Origin of the sequence: Arcanobacterium bovis (assembly GCF_004331995.1) — a bacterium.
Lineage (GTDB): Bacteria > Actinomycetota > Actinomycetes > Actinomycetales > Actinomycetaceae > Arcanobacterium_A > Arcanobacterium_A bovis.
Map to the genome: position 1 here is coordinate 240,937 of NZ_SJDT01000003.1, position 16,403 is coordinate 257,339.

Annotated in this window: 12 protein-coding genes; 1 reads left to right on the top strand and 11 read right to left on the bottom strand. The window is 52.9% G+C overall.

Annotated elements, in window-relative coordinates; genetic code table 11:
- Window positions 1–308: 308 nt before the first annotated feature.
- Window positions 309–2,636, top strand: a complete 2,328-nt coding sequence (locus tag EZJ44_RS04870; RefSeq protein WP_131280792.1) for a 6-phosphofructokinase — start codon at window positions 309–311, stop codon at window positions 2,634–2,636.
- Window positions 2,637–2,805: 169 nt separating this feature from the next.
- Here EZJ44_RS04870 and EZJ44_RS04875 read toward each other — a convergent pair whose 3' ends face one another.
- The 11 genes from EZJ44_RS04875 to EZJ44_RS04925 form a co-directional block, all read right to left on the bottom strand.
- Complete coding sequence (locus tag EZJ44_RS04875) at window positions 2,806–4,101, bottom strand: hemolysin family protein (RefSeq protein ID WP_131280794.1); 1,296 nt, start codon at window positions 4,099–4,101, stop codon at window positions 2,806–2,808.
- On the bottom strand, window positions 4,098–4,346 hold the full coding sequence (locus tag EZJ44_RS04880; protein WP_206661845.1) for a hypothetical protein: 249 nt from the start codon (window positions 4,344–4,346) through the stop codon (window positions 4,098–4,100). Before EZJ44_RS04880 ends, EZJ44_RS04875 begins: the two co-directional genes overlap by 4 nt.
- A gap of 60 nt (window positions 4,347–4,406) precedes the next feature.
- Window positions 4,407–6,035, bottom strand: coding sequence for a bifunctional phosphoribosylaminoimidazolecarboxamide formyltransferase/IMP cyclohydrolase (gene purH / locus EZJ44_RS04885; protein ID WP_131280799.1), 1,629 nt, complete (start codon window positions 6,033–6,035; stop codon window positions 4,407–4,409).
- A 73-nt stretch (window positions 6,036–6,108) separates the two neighbouring features.
- Complete coding sequence (locus tag EZJ44_RS04890; protein WP_241658605.1) at window positions 6,109–7,734, bottom strand: cell division protein PerM; 1,626 nt, start codon at window positions 7,732–7,734, stop codon at window positions 6,109–6,111.
- A 124-nt stretch (window positions 7,735–7,858) separates the two neighbouring features.
- Entirely contained in the window at window positions 7,859–9,268 is a 1,410-nt protein-coding gene (uxaC, locus tag EZJ44_RS04895) for a glucuronate isomerase (protein ID WP_131280804.1), read from the bottom strand.
- 16 nt (window positions 9,269–9,284) lie between these two features.
- Window positions 9,285–10,388, bottom strand: coding sequence for a sugar kinase (locus EZJ44_RS04900; RefSeq protein ID WP_131280807.1), 1,104 nt, complete (start codon window positions 10,386–10,388; stop codon window positions 9,285–9,287).
- A complete protein-coding gene (locus tag EZJ44_RS04905; protein ID WP_131280809.1) occupies window positions 10,385–11,026 on the bottom strand; it encodes a bifunctional 4-hydroxy-2-oxoglutarate aldolase/2-dehydro-3-deoxy-phosphogluconate aldolase in 642 nt (213 codons plus the stop codon). Before EZJ44_RS04905 ends, EZJ44_RS04900 begins: the two co-directional genes overlap by 4 nt.
- Before the next feature lie 29 nt (window positions 11,027–11,055).
- The gene (locus EZJ44_RS04910) at window positions 11,056–12,135 is read right to left on the bottom strand and encodes a mannonate dehydratase (RefSeq protein ID WP_131280811.1); all 1,080 of its coding nucleotides are present in this window, start codon (window positions 12,133–12,135) and stop codon (window positions 11,056–11,058) included.
- Window positions 12,132–13,721 (bottom strand): mannitol dehydrogenase family protein, encoded by a 1,590-nt coding sequence (locus EZJ44_RS04915; protein ID WP_131280813.1) that lies wholly within the window; start codon window positions 13,719–13,721, stop codon window positions 12,132–12,134. Before EZJ44_RS04915 ends, EZJ44_RS04910 begins: the two co-directional genes overlap by 4 nt.
- 180 nt (window positions 13,722–13,901) lie before the next feature.
- A complete protein-coding gene (locus EZJ44_RS04920) occupies window positions 13,902–14,927 on the bottom strand; it encodes an L-idonate 5-dehydrogenase (RefSeq protein ID WP_131280815.1) in 1,026 nt (341 codons plus the stop codon).
- Between the two features lie 49 nt (window positions 14,928–14,976).
- The gene (locus EZJ44_RS04925; protein ID WP_131280818.1) at window positions 14,977–16,398 is read right to left on the bottom strand and encodes an Nramp family divalent metal transporter; all 1,422 of its coding nucleotides are present in this window, start codon (window positions 16,396–16,398) and stop codon (window positions 14,977–14,979) included.
- Window positions 16,399–16,403: the final 5 nt, after the last annotated feature.

The following is a 16,403-nucleotide window of genomic DNA, read 5'->3' on the forward strand; positions in this document are numbered from 1 at the left end:
CCGCCACCCTCACTGTGAAACCATTCCAACGTCCTGCAAAGTGCTTTGCTCGCAGAGCAGATCGTCTAGAGATGTTCGCCTCTCACACGCAAACTAGTCCACGAGCTATTCGCCCCTCACGAGCCGATCGTTCACGACGATTGCACGCTTTCCAATTTTCCGGAATCAGCCCTGCCCAGATCAGAATAAGCTGATCTAAATCACGTATCATATTGTGGGGTATGTTGCCCACGGCTGTAACTGCAGCTGACCGCTATCGCGTAACTATTACCGCGTATCCAATACCGCGCAAGAAGAGGAGCAGGCAGATGAGCGAAGTTGATCATTCTGTGCAGCATTCTGATTTTCCATTGACCAGCACTGATCACCAGCATCAGACGCCGGATAACGCAGTGCGAATTGGAGTGCTCACATCTGGTGGCGATGCTCAGGGAATGAACGCTGTGGTGCGTGCTGTAGTACGTACAGCATTACATGAAGGTGCCATCCCATTTGCCATTCGTGAGGGGTGGAAAGGCGCTGTGTTCGGCGGCGATCTTATCCAAGAGATGTCGTGGAATGACGTTTCGGGAATTCTCGCTGCTGGTGGAACCCATATTGGCACCGCGCGCTGCGCAGAGTTTCGTGAACGCGCCGGAATTAAGCAAGCCGTAAAGAACCTGGTAGAGCATGGCATTGACCGTCTCGTTATCATCGGTGGAGACGGCACACTCTCCGGAGCAGACGAATTACGCGAACTGTGGCCAGAGCTCCTTGCCGAGCTTGCTACGGAAGGCGAAATTTCTGCTGAATTAGCGCATGAGCACCAAAAACTCCATATTGCCGGCGTGGTGGGTTCTATCGATAACGATCTCGTGGGCACTGATATGACGATCGGTGCCGACTCGGCGCTTCATCGCATTGTCGAAGCCCTTGATGCACTCTCATCAACAGCTGCTTCTCACCAACGCACCTTCGTGATTGAGGTGATGGGACGCCGCTGTGGCTACCTCGCCTTGATGAGCGCCATCGCTGGTGGCTGCGATTATGTTTTCATTCCAGAGCTCCCACCAGCTGATGGCTGGGAGGATGCCATGTGCGAGAAGCTGCGAATCGGACGTGCTCATGGCCGACGCGACTCGATGGTGATCGTGGCGGAAGGCGCAACTGACCGCGCAGGAAATCCGATCACTGCCACGATGGTGAAAGAAATTCTGGAACAGAAACTCGGTGAAGACGCTCGCGTAACTTCGCTTGGTCATGTACAACGTGGTGGAACGCCGTCAGCATACGACCGCTGGATGCCTACGCTGCTCGGATACACTGCGGCACACGACGTCATTCACGCTTCGGACTCGAACGAGCCGGTCATCATTGGAACGCAACGCAACCGCCTTGTGCGCCTGCCAATGATGGAAACGATCAAGAATACGCGCGCCGTAAAAGACTACTTAGCCGCAGGTAACTGGGATGCCGCCATCGCATCGCGCGGAAAAGGCTACCGCGAAATGATCGATATCTTCGAGACAATTTCGTGGCCCGTGCCGACGCCGAAGTACTCGCTACCCACGTCACCACGTGTTGCTATTGTTCACGCTGGTGGTTTAGCACCAGGCATGAATGCTGCCGCGCGTGCCGCCGTCAAGCTTGGACTTGACCGCGGTTTCACCATGCTTGGAGTTGAAGGCGGTTTTCCTGGTTTGCTTGACGCCAAAGTTCGCGAGTTAAACTGGGGCGATGTTGAAGGTTGGGTGGAAGACGGCGGTGCCGAGCTTGGTACCCGACGCACAATTGCGTCTGTGGATCAGTTTTACCAGCTCTCACGCGGTATCGAAAACGCCCGAATTGATGCGCTCATTGTGATCGGTGGATTCAAAGGTTACAAGGCTGCCTACGAAATGGTGCGCGAGCGCGACCGCTACCCTGCTTTCCGTATCCCTATTATTTGCGTTCCTGCCAGCATCGACAATAACTTGCCAGGTTCTGAGCTAGCAATCGGTGCCGACACCGCTTTGAACAACAACGCTCAGATTCTTGACCGGATTAAACAGTCGGCTTCGGCATCGCAGCGCTGTTTTGTGGCCGAAACGATGGGACGCCGCTGTGGCTACCTCGCCTTGATGAGCGCTATCACTACCGGAGCCGAGCAGGTATACCTTTCCGAGACTGGCATTACCTTGCCTCAACTCGCCGAGGATACCGCCCGTATGATTAATGCTTTCAAGGGCGGACGCAATCTCTATTTGGTGATTCGCAACGAAGACGCCTCAGAGTACTACACCACCGATTTCATCTCACGAATTTTTGAAGAAGAAGGTGGCGGACTCTTTGATGTGCGCTCTTCGATTCTTGGGCACATGCAGCAAGGCGGTAATCCCACTCCCTTTGATCGAACCTTGGCTGTGCGCATGATGCACAAGGCTATTGACGTTTTGTACGAGCAGTTTGAGCAGCGAAAAGACGGCGCAATCCACGTAGGTCAGCACGACGGCGTGATTGAGGCATTCCCTATTTCGCACATGCCCGACCTCATTGATATGGAATCACGATTGCCCTACGAGGCGTGGTGGCACGATCTTAAAGATGTGCTCTATGTGATGGCTGATCAGCATTTTGATAAGAAAATTGGCACATTGCCGCTGGTGATTGAAGATTAACAATTCACGGCGAGCAATCGGGTTTAAAGGCCAGAGCACAACGCTCTGGCCTTTACCCCTTTACCCCTCACTTTTTGGGGCGATTTCGCAAACATCTCCACATATATCGAGACCATGCAAAATCCACACCAAATTCCGGCGGTGTACCCATAGCTACGCAATTGAATAGTTAAGATTCTGTTTCCGCGCCAGGTTCGTCCTTGATGATTTCGGCATAAACCCGATCAATCCGGCGTTGATCCATGGCACGAACTGTGAAGCGTACGCCGTCAAGCTCCACTTGGTCGCCAACTTCAGGCATTCTTCCCAGCTCATTAACGATGAAACCACCAAGCGTATCAAACGGACCCTCAGGAAGTTCTAGGTTAATGTACTTGTTTACTTCTGCCCGCCCCAGCAAACCAGAAACCTCACCACCAGCGGTGATCTCCACCATCGCCGTTGATTCAGAATCGTATTCGTCGTTAATCTCGCCAACAAACTCCTCGACTACGTCTTCAATGGTCACAAGGCCATCGGTGCCACCATATTCATCGACGATAATTGCTAGGTGTGCATTTTGGTTGCGCATCTCGGTGAGTGCAGCGAGTACAGGCTTTCCTTCTGGAAAGAAAATTACTGGCCGCACAATATCGCGCACTGTCTTGATCTGCGGATCAGGAGCAATAAGATCGCGAATATGGATGAAGCCGATCACTTCGTCGTCGTTCGAATTGTCGCGAACGGGATAACGCGAGTGTTCCAACTCGTTGACCTTGGCTTGCACCTGTGCAATCGTAGTGCTTGCATCGAGGAAATCGACTTCGGTGCGCGGCGTCATCACTTCTTCAACCGAGCGTGTACCCACCGACAGCAAATCGACCACCATAGAGCGTTCCGTCTCTGGAATGGCCTCGTAACCTGCAACGTACGTGCGTAGTTCTTCGGCGTCCATCTCTTCACGCTTTTCGTTGGGATCGCGACCGAGCAAGCGCAACACAATATTCGTAGAAAGTCCCAAGAACCAAATAACAGGCCGCAACAAAGAGGTGATAATACTCAGCGGATAAGCCACTACTAGTGCAAACGTTTCGGCGCTCTGCATTGCCAAACGCTTGGGCACCAGCTCACCAAAGACAATCGACAAATAGGAAATAACTATCGTAGTGACGATAAATGCCGTGTTATTGGCAGCGCTTGTGCCCATGTAATTTTCGAGCCAGGGCACTATGAGCGGCGCAATTTCAGCAGCACCGAACGATGCCGAGAAGAAACCAGCCAGTGTAACGCCCACTTGCACAGCTGAAAGAAAACGGTTGGAATCGGCGGTGAGTGCTTGAATTTTCTTTCCAGAGCGCGAGCGGAAGGCCATTGACTCGATTTGTGTATCGCGCAGGGAAACGAGCGCCATTTCGGATGCGGCGAAAAACGAACCGATCAGCGTAAAAACGAGTACGAAAACAATATTCGTCAGCAGCGGACTCACATAACCCCCGAAATTTGAACAATATTAGGCGTATCGCCCCACATCCCAAAGTATGCCAGCGCAATTGCCAAAACGCACAAGGTGAGCACATCTATCGCAGTTGAGCGAATGCAGGGAACAAGACGGCGCAAGCTACTCATTCGCACGCATGCTAACAGCACCAAAGCACCTGAAAGAACGAGCGCTGCAGATTGCACACCAAAGGTGATGCCAACAACCAGCACAAGCGCCAGCGTTCCAAGCATCGCTATATAGTAACCAACCGGGGGTAAGCCTTTCACAACTCCACTTTATCGGTTTACTGCTCAGTGTGCGAAGTGCCGAGCTCCAGTGAAATACATTGTGACCCCAGCCGCTTTCGCCGCTTCGATCACTTCGTCGTCACGAATCGAGCCTCCAGGCTGCACCACTGCACGTACACCTGCATCCGCAAGCACTTGGAAACCGTCAGCAAAGGGGAAGAATGCGTCAGAAGCAGCCACCGAACCGCGCGCGCGTTCTGGAGCGCCGCCCGCCTCACCAGCGTCGTCGCTATTGGCTGCCGCGCCACCTGCAGTTTCGACGTCGCTCGTGACATTCACGCCGAGCGTATTGGCCCGCTCAACTGAGAGTCGGCACGAATCCACCCGGTTAACCTGACCCATTCCGATACCGACGGTTGCGCCGTCGTGCGCGAGCAGAACGGCATTGGAACGCACAGAACGAATCGCCCGCCAAGCAAATTCCAAATCACGCATCGTGGCTGGATCGGCTGGCTTGCCTGCTACGAGAGTCCAATTGTGCGGATCGTCGCCAGCGGCGTCGAGAGTGTCACGATCTTGCACCAAAATACCGCCAGAAATTTCCTTAACCTCAGTTTTCACGGTTTCAGGCTCAACTGCCAAAATGCGCAGATTTTTCTTGGTTTGCAAAAGCTCCAGCGCAGCTGGATCGTAGCTTGGAGCAGCGATAACTTCCGTGAAGATAGGCTTGACTTGTTGCGCCATCGCCACAGTCACTTCGCGGTTTGCGGCAATCACACCGCCATAAGCAGATTGTGGATCGCAGGCGTGAGCGCGGTCGTGTGCTAACTCAATGGTAGGTGCAACTGCCACTCCACAAGGATTGGCGTGCTTGACTACTGCCACTGCCGGCTCATCATGATCGTAGGCTGCACGAATTGCCGCATCCACGTCTTGATAGTTGTTATAAGACATCTCTTTGCCGCCGAGCTGGGTGGCGTTGGCAAGACCAGCGCTTGCACCTGCTCGAGTGTAGAGGCTTGCACGCTGGTGTGGGTTTTCGCCATAGCGCAAGTCTGCCTTCTTGAGCCACGCACCTCCCTGATACTCGGGCACGTCAGCGCCGATAAGCGTTTGCGAGGTCCACTGCGCCACTGCGGCGTCGTATTGCGCTGTGTGTGCGAAGGCTTCAGCTGCCAGACGACGGCGGGCGGCGGCGTCGAAACCTCCCTCACGAGTTGCATCAATTGCGTCTTGATAGCGGCTTGGATCAACGATCACAGCTACGGAGGCGTGATTTTTTGCCGCCGCACGAATCATCGTCGGGCCGCCAATATCGATTTGCTCAACGCATTCGGCAATCGAGGCACCGGAAGCCACCGTCTCTTGGAAAGGATAGAGATTTACGACAACCAGATCGACAGGCTGGATTCCCAGCTCGACAAGCTGATCTTGGTGTGTTTGCAGGTCACGATTGGCGAGGATTCCACCATGAATCATCGGATGGAGAGTCTTAACGCGCCCATCGAAGCACTCAGGAAAATTGGTGACGCTCGAAACTGGTGTAACGGGAAGACCAGCATCAGAAATCGTAGCCGCAGTAGAGCCAGTAGAAATGATCTCGCACCCAGATTCCGCAAGCGCTTTTGCCAGTTCAACTATGCCATCTTTGTGGTAGACCGAAAGAATTGCACGTTTGAAAGGGATTTTCATGAACCTGGCTCCTTGTTATTTCTGGTGGTCACAAGCACTTCTGGTAGTTCTGACCTCTCCAGTTTAGGAGCTATTAAGAATCGGCGCTGGCCGTCTCAGGTTTTGTATCAGCATTCGCGCGTTTTTCTTCCGAATCCTGAGACGCCGGAGTGGTGGGCGTGGTTTGTGCGTCCGGTTCATTAGTTGGTGCGGCTTTATTAGTTGCTGCGTCCGGTTTACTTATGACGTCGGGCGTGGCGGGAACGCCCGGTTCGTCGCCGGCATCAGGTGTTGTGGCGACGACGTCAGGTGCTGTGGTGGCGGCTTGTGACGATGCCGGCTCCGACTCCCCTGCCACCGGCTGCGCCGCAACCGGTTCCCCCTCAGATGGCGACGACTCCGCAACCGATGTATCCGGCGTCGACCCAGTTGCCCCGGCGTCCGCCTCGCGTTTGCGCATCAACGTGACTTTGCCCAAAACACCACCCTTAGTGAGCGTTTTGAGCTGAGCGATCGTTGCTGGGTGTGCGATAACGGCACCCAACGCGAAAGGGAGCAAGGCAATTAAAAGCGAAAATGCCGCAACATTTGTTGACTGCGAGCCAACCACAGTCATCCGACCAGGGCCAATACTTCCCGCCGCTACGAGCGCGGAAAGCGAGCATATAAAGACGAAGAGTACACCGGCAATAACTGCATTCAGAGCAAAACGGCCTAGTGTGGAAGTTACGGGCTCGGCCTGCTGTGCCGATGCGCTATTGGTTGAGGCGTCGCTGGCAGAAGTGCCGCTCACGGATTCGTTACTAGCGGACTCCGCCGACTGTTCATTAATTAACCAGCCTAGGCGCATTGCCACTGCGCCTAGCACCACATACGCGAGGATCGGAAGGATAATAAGCCATGAATATCCGGTGGTATAACCCGGCAGAGCACCGAAAACAGGGATAGCCGGAAGCGGGCCAAGCGAGTTGCCGGTAATGGCAAAACTCGTGTCTACTCCTACGGAGAAACCGGCACCCAATATCCATGCGAGCGTCCATAGCAAATAAGCTGGCAGGTACATGAGTTGTACGAGTACCATGCTCGCAGTGCCAATAGCGTTCTGGAAATAGGAATCGTTGATTTGGCGGACGTTACCAATCCCTGCAATAAAGGCAATGACAAATACTGTGACGGTTGCTAGAGCTGTGGCAATAAGCAATACCCGCAAGATTCGCCAAGCTCGGGTGAGATAGGGCCACCAGGGCAAATTCACCAGGAGTTCTTCACGCCCTGCCCATGTGGCCACCGCAGCAAAGCTGATCCCGCCGCCAATAATTGCGATCCACCACGGTCCCTGAGCAGAGGAAATAAGACCGATGACGGCGATAGTGAGTGCGGTAAAACCGGCAGCGAAGGCCACGTCAGACCACGCAAAAATACCAATTCGACGCATGGCAAAATATGCAGAAAAAACAATTATCGCAGTATATAGGCTCGGTATCAGCGAGAGCGTACCTTGGCCAACACTCAGATGCGCACCGAACGACGTGAGCCACCATTGGGTGCCAAATCGTGCAGCATCGCTCCAAGCAATATTACCCAGCAGAGGTGACGATGCAGTGATCGCATAGAAAAAGACTGCGCATAGCACTGCGCCAAGCCACGTGAAAACAAGTGGTTGATTCACGGCGCGAAACACTGGAAATACTGATCTGAGGTCAATTGTTTTTTCTTGCATCACTTTAATAGTTTCGCAAATGCGCATTTTTACGAAGAAGTGCCGGCGGCGTGTTGCTCTCAATACGCCGCCGGCACAGTTCGACTTAGCATCGGACGAGTGGCTACTAACTGCCCGAATCTGATCAATCGATCTTGAAAACCTTTTTTGGCTGGTCCACAGTGAGCTGCTTGATCCAGTGTTCAGCAGCTGCCAAAGTGAGACGACCCTGAGCCACATAACGTGCCAAGAACGAGGAATCTACCCGTCGAGACATATCGTGACGTGCAGGAATCGACAAGAATGCGCGAGTGTCGTCAATAAATCCAGAAGCCCGCGAGAACCCAGCAGTCTCGGTAGTCGCTGCACGGAATCTTCCTATCGCATCTGGCGCATCGATAAACCACCACGGTGCTCCGATAAATACGCTCGGGTAGAAACCAGCAAGCGGTGCAATTTCACGTGAGTACACTGTCTCATCAAGCGTAAAGAGCACCACGTGCAAATCGCGATTGCTTCCATACTTATCGAGCATCGGACGCAAAGCCTTTGTGAACTCAGTAGCCACCGGAATATCATGCCCAGTATCGGCTCCAAAATTCGCGAAAGATTCGGTGTGATGATTGCGGAAAACTCCTGGGTGGATCGTCATGACCAACCCATCATCAACGCTCATACCGGCGAAACGCAGCAGCATTGCTCCTTCAAACGCATCTGCTTCGCTAGGGTTCAAACTACCATTCACAGCTTTGCGATACAGCAGCTCAAGCTCTGCATCATCGAGATCAACTGTAAGCGGATGCGCAACACCAAAATCTGCAGAAACAGCACCGTGTTCGATAAATCGTGCCCGTGAAGCGCGCAAAGCTTCCAGATACCCTTTCACGCTGTCTACTGGGACATTCACCGATGCCGTCAGTGCTTCTACCCGCGCTCTAAATTCAGGTTTGCGCGCATTAACATAAGCATCTGGCCGCCAGGTAGGAACCACGCGCCCGGAAAAGCTCGGATCTTTTGCCAAAGCCGCATGATGCTCCAAAGTATCGAGTGGATCATCGGTAGTCGCCAAAAAAGAAATCGGGAACGAATCGAATAATGCACGCGGGCGAAACTCGGGCTGAGCCAATTTCGCTTGGATTACATCAAAGATCTCATCCGCTGTCTCTTCACTGGGCTCACAGTCAATCCCAAACAGCGTCACAAGCTCATGAGTGAGCCAATATCCAGAGGAAGTTCCGTCAAAGAGCCGCCAATTCCGGCAGAAAATCCGCCAAGCAGCCCGTGGATCAACTGGATCAGATTTCCCCACACCTAACTCATGCAAATCAACTCCGGCCGAATTGAGCAGCCGAAATACGTAATGGTCATAAGTTAAGAAGAGATTCGCAGCATCAGAAAAAGGCTCATTGTCAAGCAAAAGTCGCGGATCAACGTGCCCATGCGGCGAGATAATCGGTTCATCAGCCACGCTCGCGTACAAGTCGCGTGCAATATCACGAACATGTGGTTCAACCGGAAATAGCCGATCAGGATCTAGAGTCAATGGCGTTTTCACAGTACCTCTCCTGCCTCTATCGCTGCACGCGAGCGCTGCCGCCGCCCACAAGCCGTTCAACTTCTGGCAAAGACGCCATGGACGTATCGCCAGGTGTGGTCATTGCCAAAGCTCCATGTGCAGCTCCATACTCTACAGCCTTAGCTACCTCGCCAAATTCCATCAGCCCGTAAATCAAACCGGATGCGAAAGAATCGCCACCGCCCACGCGATCTAAAATCTCTAGCTCGTCGCGCTGCGTAGCCTGAGCAAATCCCTGCTCACGCTCCCACGCAATCGCTCCCCAATCATTGACTGTGGCGGTGCGAACCTGTCGCATCGTCGTCGCCACTACCTGGAAATTTGGATACTCAGCAGCTGCTGTCTCAATCATTTTCTTGAAGGACTCAACCTCTAGATTATCTAGATTCTCATTCGCGCCTTCTACGGTGAATCCCAGTGAGGCGGTGAAGTCCTCCTCATTGCCGATCATCACGTCAACGTATTGCGCCAGCTCACGGTTCACTTCTTGGCATTTTTCCTGCCCACCAATGGACTTCCACAGTGAGGGGCGATAGTTGAGATCGTACGAAACCACCGTTCCATACTTCTTCGCAGTTGCCATCGCCTTTTTCGCCACATCAGCAGCGCTTTCAGACAACGCAGTGAAAATGCCGCCTGTGTGGAACCAACGCACGCCGAGCTCACCGAAGAGGTATTCCCAGTCCACGTCGTCCGCCTGCATTTGGGAAACGGCGGTATTGCCACGGTCGTTATTTCCTACTGCCCCGCGTAGCCCGAATCCTCGTTCAGTGAAGTTCAGGCCGTTACGAACGGTGCGCCCAACGCCGTCGGACTCCACCCACTTGATGAATGACGTGTCCACGCCACCTTGCAAAATACAATCCTCAACAAGTTTGCCAATTTCGTCCGCTACCAGAGCGGTGACGACGCCGGCTCGCTTCCCGAAGCAACGACGCATTCCACGTGCCACGTTGTATTCGCCGCCTCCTTCAGAGGCTTTGAAAGAACGCGCTGTACGGATACGTCCTTCGCCTGGATCAAGACGCAACATCACCTCACCCAAAGAGACGATGTCGTAGCGGCATTCTTGTGCTGGCCGAAGTTGCAAAGCGCTCATGACCGCACCTCCGCAACAATCTCCATCGCCTCGGCCGAAAGGCGGGTGATCTCATCAAATCGGCCTTCGGCAACCATCTGACGCGTAACCATCCAGGACCCGCCAACTGATGCAATCACATCGGTGGCTAACCACTCGCGAATATTATTGGGACCGATTCCACCCGTCGGCATGAACTTCAACTGCGGAAATGGAGCTGCCATCGCTTTAACCAATGGCAAACCTCCCAAAGGAACAGCCGGGAAAAATTTCATAACGTCAAGGTCGAACGCCAAGGCTGCCATGATGTCAGTGGGATTAGCGATGCCGGGTAAGAATGCCACCTCCCGCTCGCTCGCAACTCGCGCTACGTCGGCAGAAAAGCCCGGCGAGACCAAGAATTGCGCACCGGCATCAATCGCACGATTGGCCTGCTCAGGAGTCATCACCGTACCTGCACCAACAGTGATTCCCTCCACTTGCGCCATCTGCGCAATTGCTTGCGCAGCTACTGGCGTGCGAAAGGTGACCTCAGCCGATGTGATACCGCCTGCCACCAGCGCTTTCGCGGTAGGGAGCGCATCTTCTTCTCGATCCAACACCACTACCGGCACAATCGGATTCTTTTCCAAGAACGGACGAGCAGATGGGATAGCCATTTTCTTCTTCTTTCCTAGTTGCAAATTACCTAGTTACGAGTCTTCATCTTGTGAATTGATTCCCACAAGCCGTTCAAATACACGGCGCCGAGGGCACGATCGTAGAGCGGATAGCCCGGGCGTCCAGTTTCGCCCCAAATCATACGGCCGTGATCTGGACGGATATGCACATCGGGATTGGTGTCGTAGATAGCTTCCATAATCGCGAACATATCCAGATCTCCGGTAGACGACGGGTGCGGAGCCTCGTGGAATTTCTTCGGCCCTAAGTACTTCACGTTGCGCACGTGAGCGGCATTCATCAAGCCACGCTCACCAAATTCACGGAAAATAGCTGGCACATCATTATCTGGGTTCGAACCGAGCGATCCAGAGCAGATGCAGAAACCGTTGTACTGCGAATCGTAAAGATTTGCGATCTTATCCATATCGTCGCGGTTGCGATAAATACGGGGCAAACCAAAGAGATCCCAGGCTGGATCATCAGGATGGCAAGCCATCTTGATTCCGACCTTCTCCGCCGTCGGAATAATGCCTTCAAGGAAGTAACGGTAGTTATCACGCATCTTGTTGTGATCGACGTCTTCGTACAGACGCATCACTTCATCGAGGCGCTCCAAACGCTCTGGCTCCCAACCTGGCAACGTGAGTCCGCCCGATTCTTTCGCCGTAATCTCAACGATATCGCGCGGGGTCATGCCCTCGATCTGTGCGTGATCGTAGTAAAGACAATTCGAGCCATCGTCAGTGACGTGCGCAAGCTCGGTGCGCAGCCAGTCGAATACCGGCATAAAGTTGTAAACCACAACTTTCACGCCAAACTTCGCAAGATTCTCAAGGCTCTTGTTGTAGTTTTCGATGTACTCATCGCGCGTGCTCAGACCGAGCTTGATGTCCTCATGCACATTGACCGATTCGATCACTTCACACTCGAGACCAGCATCGTTGACTCCACCTATGAGCTCACCGATTTCAGCTTCTTCCCAAACTTCACCCGCTTGTTTACCAGAGAGCACACCCATAATTCCGGTCATTTCTGGAATCTGCTTGATGTACTGCAATGGGATTGGATCGTATCCTTCGCCGTACCAGCGGAATGTCATTTTCATTTGGTGTTCATCTCCTTGTCGAGCGTAGCGCGCACCGCGCCAGAGGCTGAAATCAGTTCGGCGAAGAGCTTCTCCACCTTAGTTGCGAGTGGTGTGCTATATAAATCAACACCAAAGATTTGTTTATTCGAAAGAATAGGCTCAAGAGCTGCATGAACGTCAGTTTCTTCGCCCAAGCGGATATGTGCTACATGCGCTTGCAACTCCTCAAGCAAAGGATCTGGCGAAAGCGTAAGTTCCTCGCCGTCGTCGGCAATTCCAAGCAGGTACCGACACCACAGGGCAAAGACGAGCGGCATCGCATGTAGCGAGTCCAAATCCAAGTCGCGCTCGATGTACTTCTTGATTGTTTCACCAAAGCGAATCGGAATCTTCTGGGAAGTATCCATCGCGATACGCGCTGGATCATCTGGCAGATAGCGGTTCGGGAAGCGCACTTCGAGCACTTCGCGCAGGAAGTCTTCCGGTTTCACGATACCGGGATCGACGACGACGGGCAGGCCTTCGTTCCAGCCCAGCTGGTGGACGAGCGCCGCGAGAGCCTCATCGCGCATTTCCGAATCAATGGTTGGGAAGCGAAGCAAACATCCCGCTACTGCCAAAGCCGTGTGCAGCGGATTTAGGCAGGTAGTTACCTTCATATTCTCGAAGTCATCGCAGACTTTTCGGTCCACGATACTCACACCGAATTCCTCGAACGGCGGGCGCTCACCAGCGAATTTATCTTCGATAATGAGGTATTCAGTAGGTTCAGCATTAACGAAACCTGCATAGGGCGCACGAGCTGGGATTTCCACCGCCATGTCTGTGAACCCCATCTGGGCCAGTTCAGCCGAGATCGACTCATTCGGACGCGGAGTGATCTTATCGATCACTGAAATTGGGAACGCCACCTTCGTCTCGTCCTCAAGCCAAGTGAGGAATTGCTTTGGCACTGAACCGGCTTGTTCCCATCCACGGGCGATGGTCAGAACCGATTCACGCAATTTATCGCCATTGTGCGAGAAATTGTCGGTGGAGAGCAAGGTAATTGGTGCACCACCAGCATTAAAGCGATGCCACAGCAGTCCGGCAACCAAAGCCATGGTGTGCGCATGGTATCCAGCTGGATCGGATGCGATCTCTTCTTCAACTGCTGCCTGTAACTGACCTTGTGCATCGTGAATCGCATAGCCTTTTTCGGTGATAGTAAAGCTCATCAGCGATACCGAGTCACGCTTCATGATCTCAACTAAGCGCTCGAAATCCTCATGACGGCGTGTAGCCAAACCTTCGCTCATGCCTGCGATAACTTTAATATCGCGTTCACCATCAGGATTGAGTGTAACGCCCAAGGTCATTAGGTCATGCTTGGCGAGTTGCACATCGAGCTCAACCGGATCCATAGGAATGACGGCGGTTACTGGCCAGTGATGACCTGCCGCAATCAGATCGTGGGCAATCCGCGCAATGAAAATACGGAAAATATTTCCCGGACCAATGTGAATCCACCGCGGCGTTTCTTTCCCTTTTGCCTGCATCTGCGCCACATCAAACTGTGGTGCGAGCTGGTCCAAGGAATCAAGATTTTCTAAATTGAGTTGCATCTTTCCTCGATTGCGATTTTGATTCGAAGATTGAGCATTTTCTTGCGCCCTCGCCTTCAGAAAATACCAACAACCTTGTCTGTTACCTAAATTCTAATGCTGGCAACTCAAGCTTCCGTTTAGTTGCCTAAAGTTGCCAACATTAGATATTTATTGCCCTTTACCAGATCAAACACGAAATCATGACAGTTTCAGCATTACCTTTGACGAACCACTCGATCTATCGGTAGCTACCGCAAAGGCTTCGCAGGCCTGCGCAACATCGTATTCGTGAGTTTGGAGCGGCGAAACATCCACTACCCCATCAAGCAATCTGATAGCTTCATCCATTTCGTCCGCGAAACGATATGAGCCCCGGTACTCAATCTCGCGCGTGACGATGTTACCGAGGGCGGCACGCACATCGCCACCAGGAAGATTACCAACCTGCACCACGATCCCGCCGCGGCGAGTTGCGCTAACAACCCCACCAATCGCGCCAGGCGCACCTGATGCCTCAATCGCGACATCGACGTCCTGCGGTAATTCCTCACCCTGAGACAGATTCACAACCCGATCGGCGCCCATAGCACGAGCGACGCCTAGGGCTTTGTCATTGAGGTCAGCAACAGTCACGTGATGAGCACCGTAAGATTTCGCTGCCGCTACTGCTAACGAGCCGATGGGCCCAGCACCGTTCACAAGTACCGACTTACCTGCAACATTTCCGGCCCGTCGTACCGCGTGGATAGCGACGGCGAAAGGCTCAGCTAAAGCTCCCGCCTTCGTCGTCACTCCCTGCGGCAAGACACGCAATTGATCGGGGCGAACAATGCGGAATTTTGAAAATCCGCCCTGTTCATGTGGCAAAAATGCGGCAGAGCCAAAATAGCGCACTTCGGGCCAGAGATTAGTTCGAGCACGCATATCCTCAGGCACCTGGTAGTCTCCTACCAAACTCGCAGGATAAAGCGCTACTTTGGTGCCGATCTCGACTCCACTAACCTCGGATCCTACGGCGTGAACATATCCGGCAACTTCGTGCCCAAGAATCAGCGGATCACGCAAAATAGCGGTACCAGAAACTCCTGAGCGCCAGTACGCGACGTCTGATCCACAGATACCTCCCCATTCCATACGAACCAGCACATCAGCTGGTCCACACACTGGATCGGCCACATCATCAATGCGGAGATCTTGAGGTCCGTGCACTACTACTGCTTTCATTATTCGCCCCTTATCAATGTCGTCTTCAGTATTTAGATCGTTCGTATGTTCACATAAGGCTGCTCAATTGACCCCACAGGGAGTAGAGACCCAAAGCAAAAATCGCGAACGCCGAAATGATGAGCAGGATTTGGAAAATTGTTCCGTCCTTGACTCGGTTGTCGGTTTGCACTCGCTGCAACTGGAGAGTCGAAATAGCAACGCCCATTAGGAATATCGCGTTCAATACGCCTGCTAATACCAGCAATGCAAGTGGCGATTTGGCAACTGTGCCCAAAATCGCCCAGCTAATTGGCAAAATCACCATGGTGACGCGCATCCAACGATCGCGGCGTGCGGCGTCGTTCCAGTTAAAGGCGCCCAGCGCAGAGAGCGTGTTCGTCGTCAAACGAGCAAATCCAGGCACATTCGCCAAGATTGTCTTGAATAGTGCAACGCCACCACCGATCATGAACAGCGCTCCACCCCACGAGCCGACCACTGTTTCAAAAATCGAGGAGATGGTTGTCATTACTTCGTTGCCTTGTGGAACGAGACCTTGCGGATTGAGCACTGCGGCACCGAGAATATAGAAGGCAACTGTGGAAATCGTGTAAATAAACCACGAAACCCATGCGTCAATTTTCATGACTTTGATCCAGCCGCGAGCGCGATCAACCCACTGGGAAGATCCATCATTTGGTCCGGCCCACGCAGCATAGCCTTTTTCGACGATCCAATATGTATATGTAGTTACTTCACCAGCACCAACACCAGTGAGTCCGAACATCGCCAAGGCGATTCCGAAAGAACCAGCACCGATTTGGAAGCGCATGCCTTGCGAGATTTCCGTTAGTCCCCACGAGTATTCGGTACCGAAAAGCGAGAAGACGACGGCGACGGCAAATACCGTTACAAGTACAACGAGCACTGTTGAGATTTTTTCGAGCATTGAATACCTGTTAAACCAATGCACTGCGATGGCAATACTCGCTAAGATTGCCACCCAAATTCCAATAGACAACAGCGAGAAAGGATCTCCGCCGATAGGCATAAGAGCTGAGAATGCGAAAGCTGCTGCCGAGAGCACACCCGCTTGACCAATCGCGAACTGAATGAACATCGCCAATACGAGCCAAACCATCCAACCGTGACCTTTGACCTTTGGACCCATTTCGTTGAATCCAGTGATGGCAGGCTTGCCGGTAGAAATCGACCACCGTGCGAGTTCGATCTGCACAAAGACTTTGACGAAAGTCGAAACGAACACTAACCAGAAAAGGATGAATCCTGCTTTAGCGCCGAGAGTAGTGGCTGTGAGCAGTTCTCCAGAACCAACAACTGCCGCTGAGGTAATCATGCCTGGTCCTAAGAATTTTAAGGATCCTTTGAGAGTGTATGGCGGCTCTTGGATGTTCTTCGGATCAAGGGCGTAAGGATCGTCCGTAATAGTAGTTTCGGTTACGGTCTCGTTGACTTGAGATGTTGCCATGTTCG

Bases quoted from the DNA above. Each gene is read 5' to 3' on its own strand.
- EZJ44_RS04880 (WP_206661845.1), bottom strand. From the start codon at position 4,346: ATGCTTGGAACGCTGGCGCTTGTGCTGGTTGTTGGCATCACCTTTGGT.
- EZJ44_RS04900 (WP_131280807.1), bottom strand. From the start codon at position 10,388: ATGAGCGCTTTGCAACTTCGGCCAGCACAAGAATGCCGCTACGACATC.
- purH (WP_131280799.1), bottom strand. From the start codon at position 6,035: ATGAAAATCCCTTTCAAACGTGCAATTCTTTCGGTCTACCACAAAGAT.
- EZJ44_RS04890 (WP_241658605.1), bottom strand. From the start codon at position 7,734: ATGCAAGAAAAAACAATTGACCTCAGATCAGTATTTCCAGTGTTTCGC.
- EZJ44_RS04905 (WP_131280809.1), bottom strand. From the start codon at position 11,026: ATGGCTATCCCATCTGCTCGTCCGTTCTTGGAAAAGAATCCGATTGTG.
- EZJ44_RS04910 (WP_131280811.1), bottom strand. From the start codon at position 12,135: ATGAAAATGACATTCCGCTGGTACGGCGAAGGATACGATCCAATCCCA.
- EZJ44_RS04925 (WP_131280818.1), bottom strand. From the start codon at position 16,398: ATGGCAACATCTCAAGTCAACGAGACCGTAACCGAAACTACTATTACG.
- EZJ44_RS04915 (WP_131280813.1), bottom strand. From the start codon at position 13,721: ATGCAACTCAATTTAGAAAATCTTGATTCCTTGGACCAGCTCGCACCA.
- EZJ44_RS04870 (WP_131280792.1), top strand. From the start codon at position 309: ATGAGCGAAGTTGATCATTCTGTGCAGCATTCTGATTTTCCATTGACC.
- EZJ44_RS04920 (WP_131280815.1), bottom strand. From the start codon at position 14,927: ATGAAAGCAGTAGTAGTGCACGGACCTCAAGATCTCCGCATTGATGAT.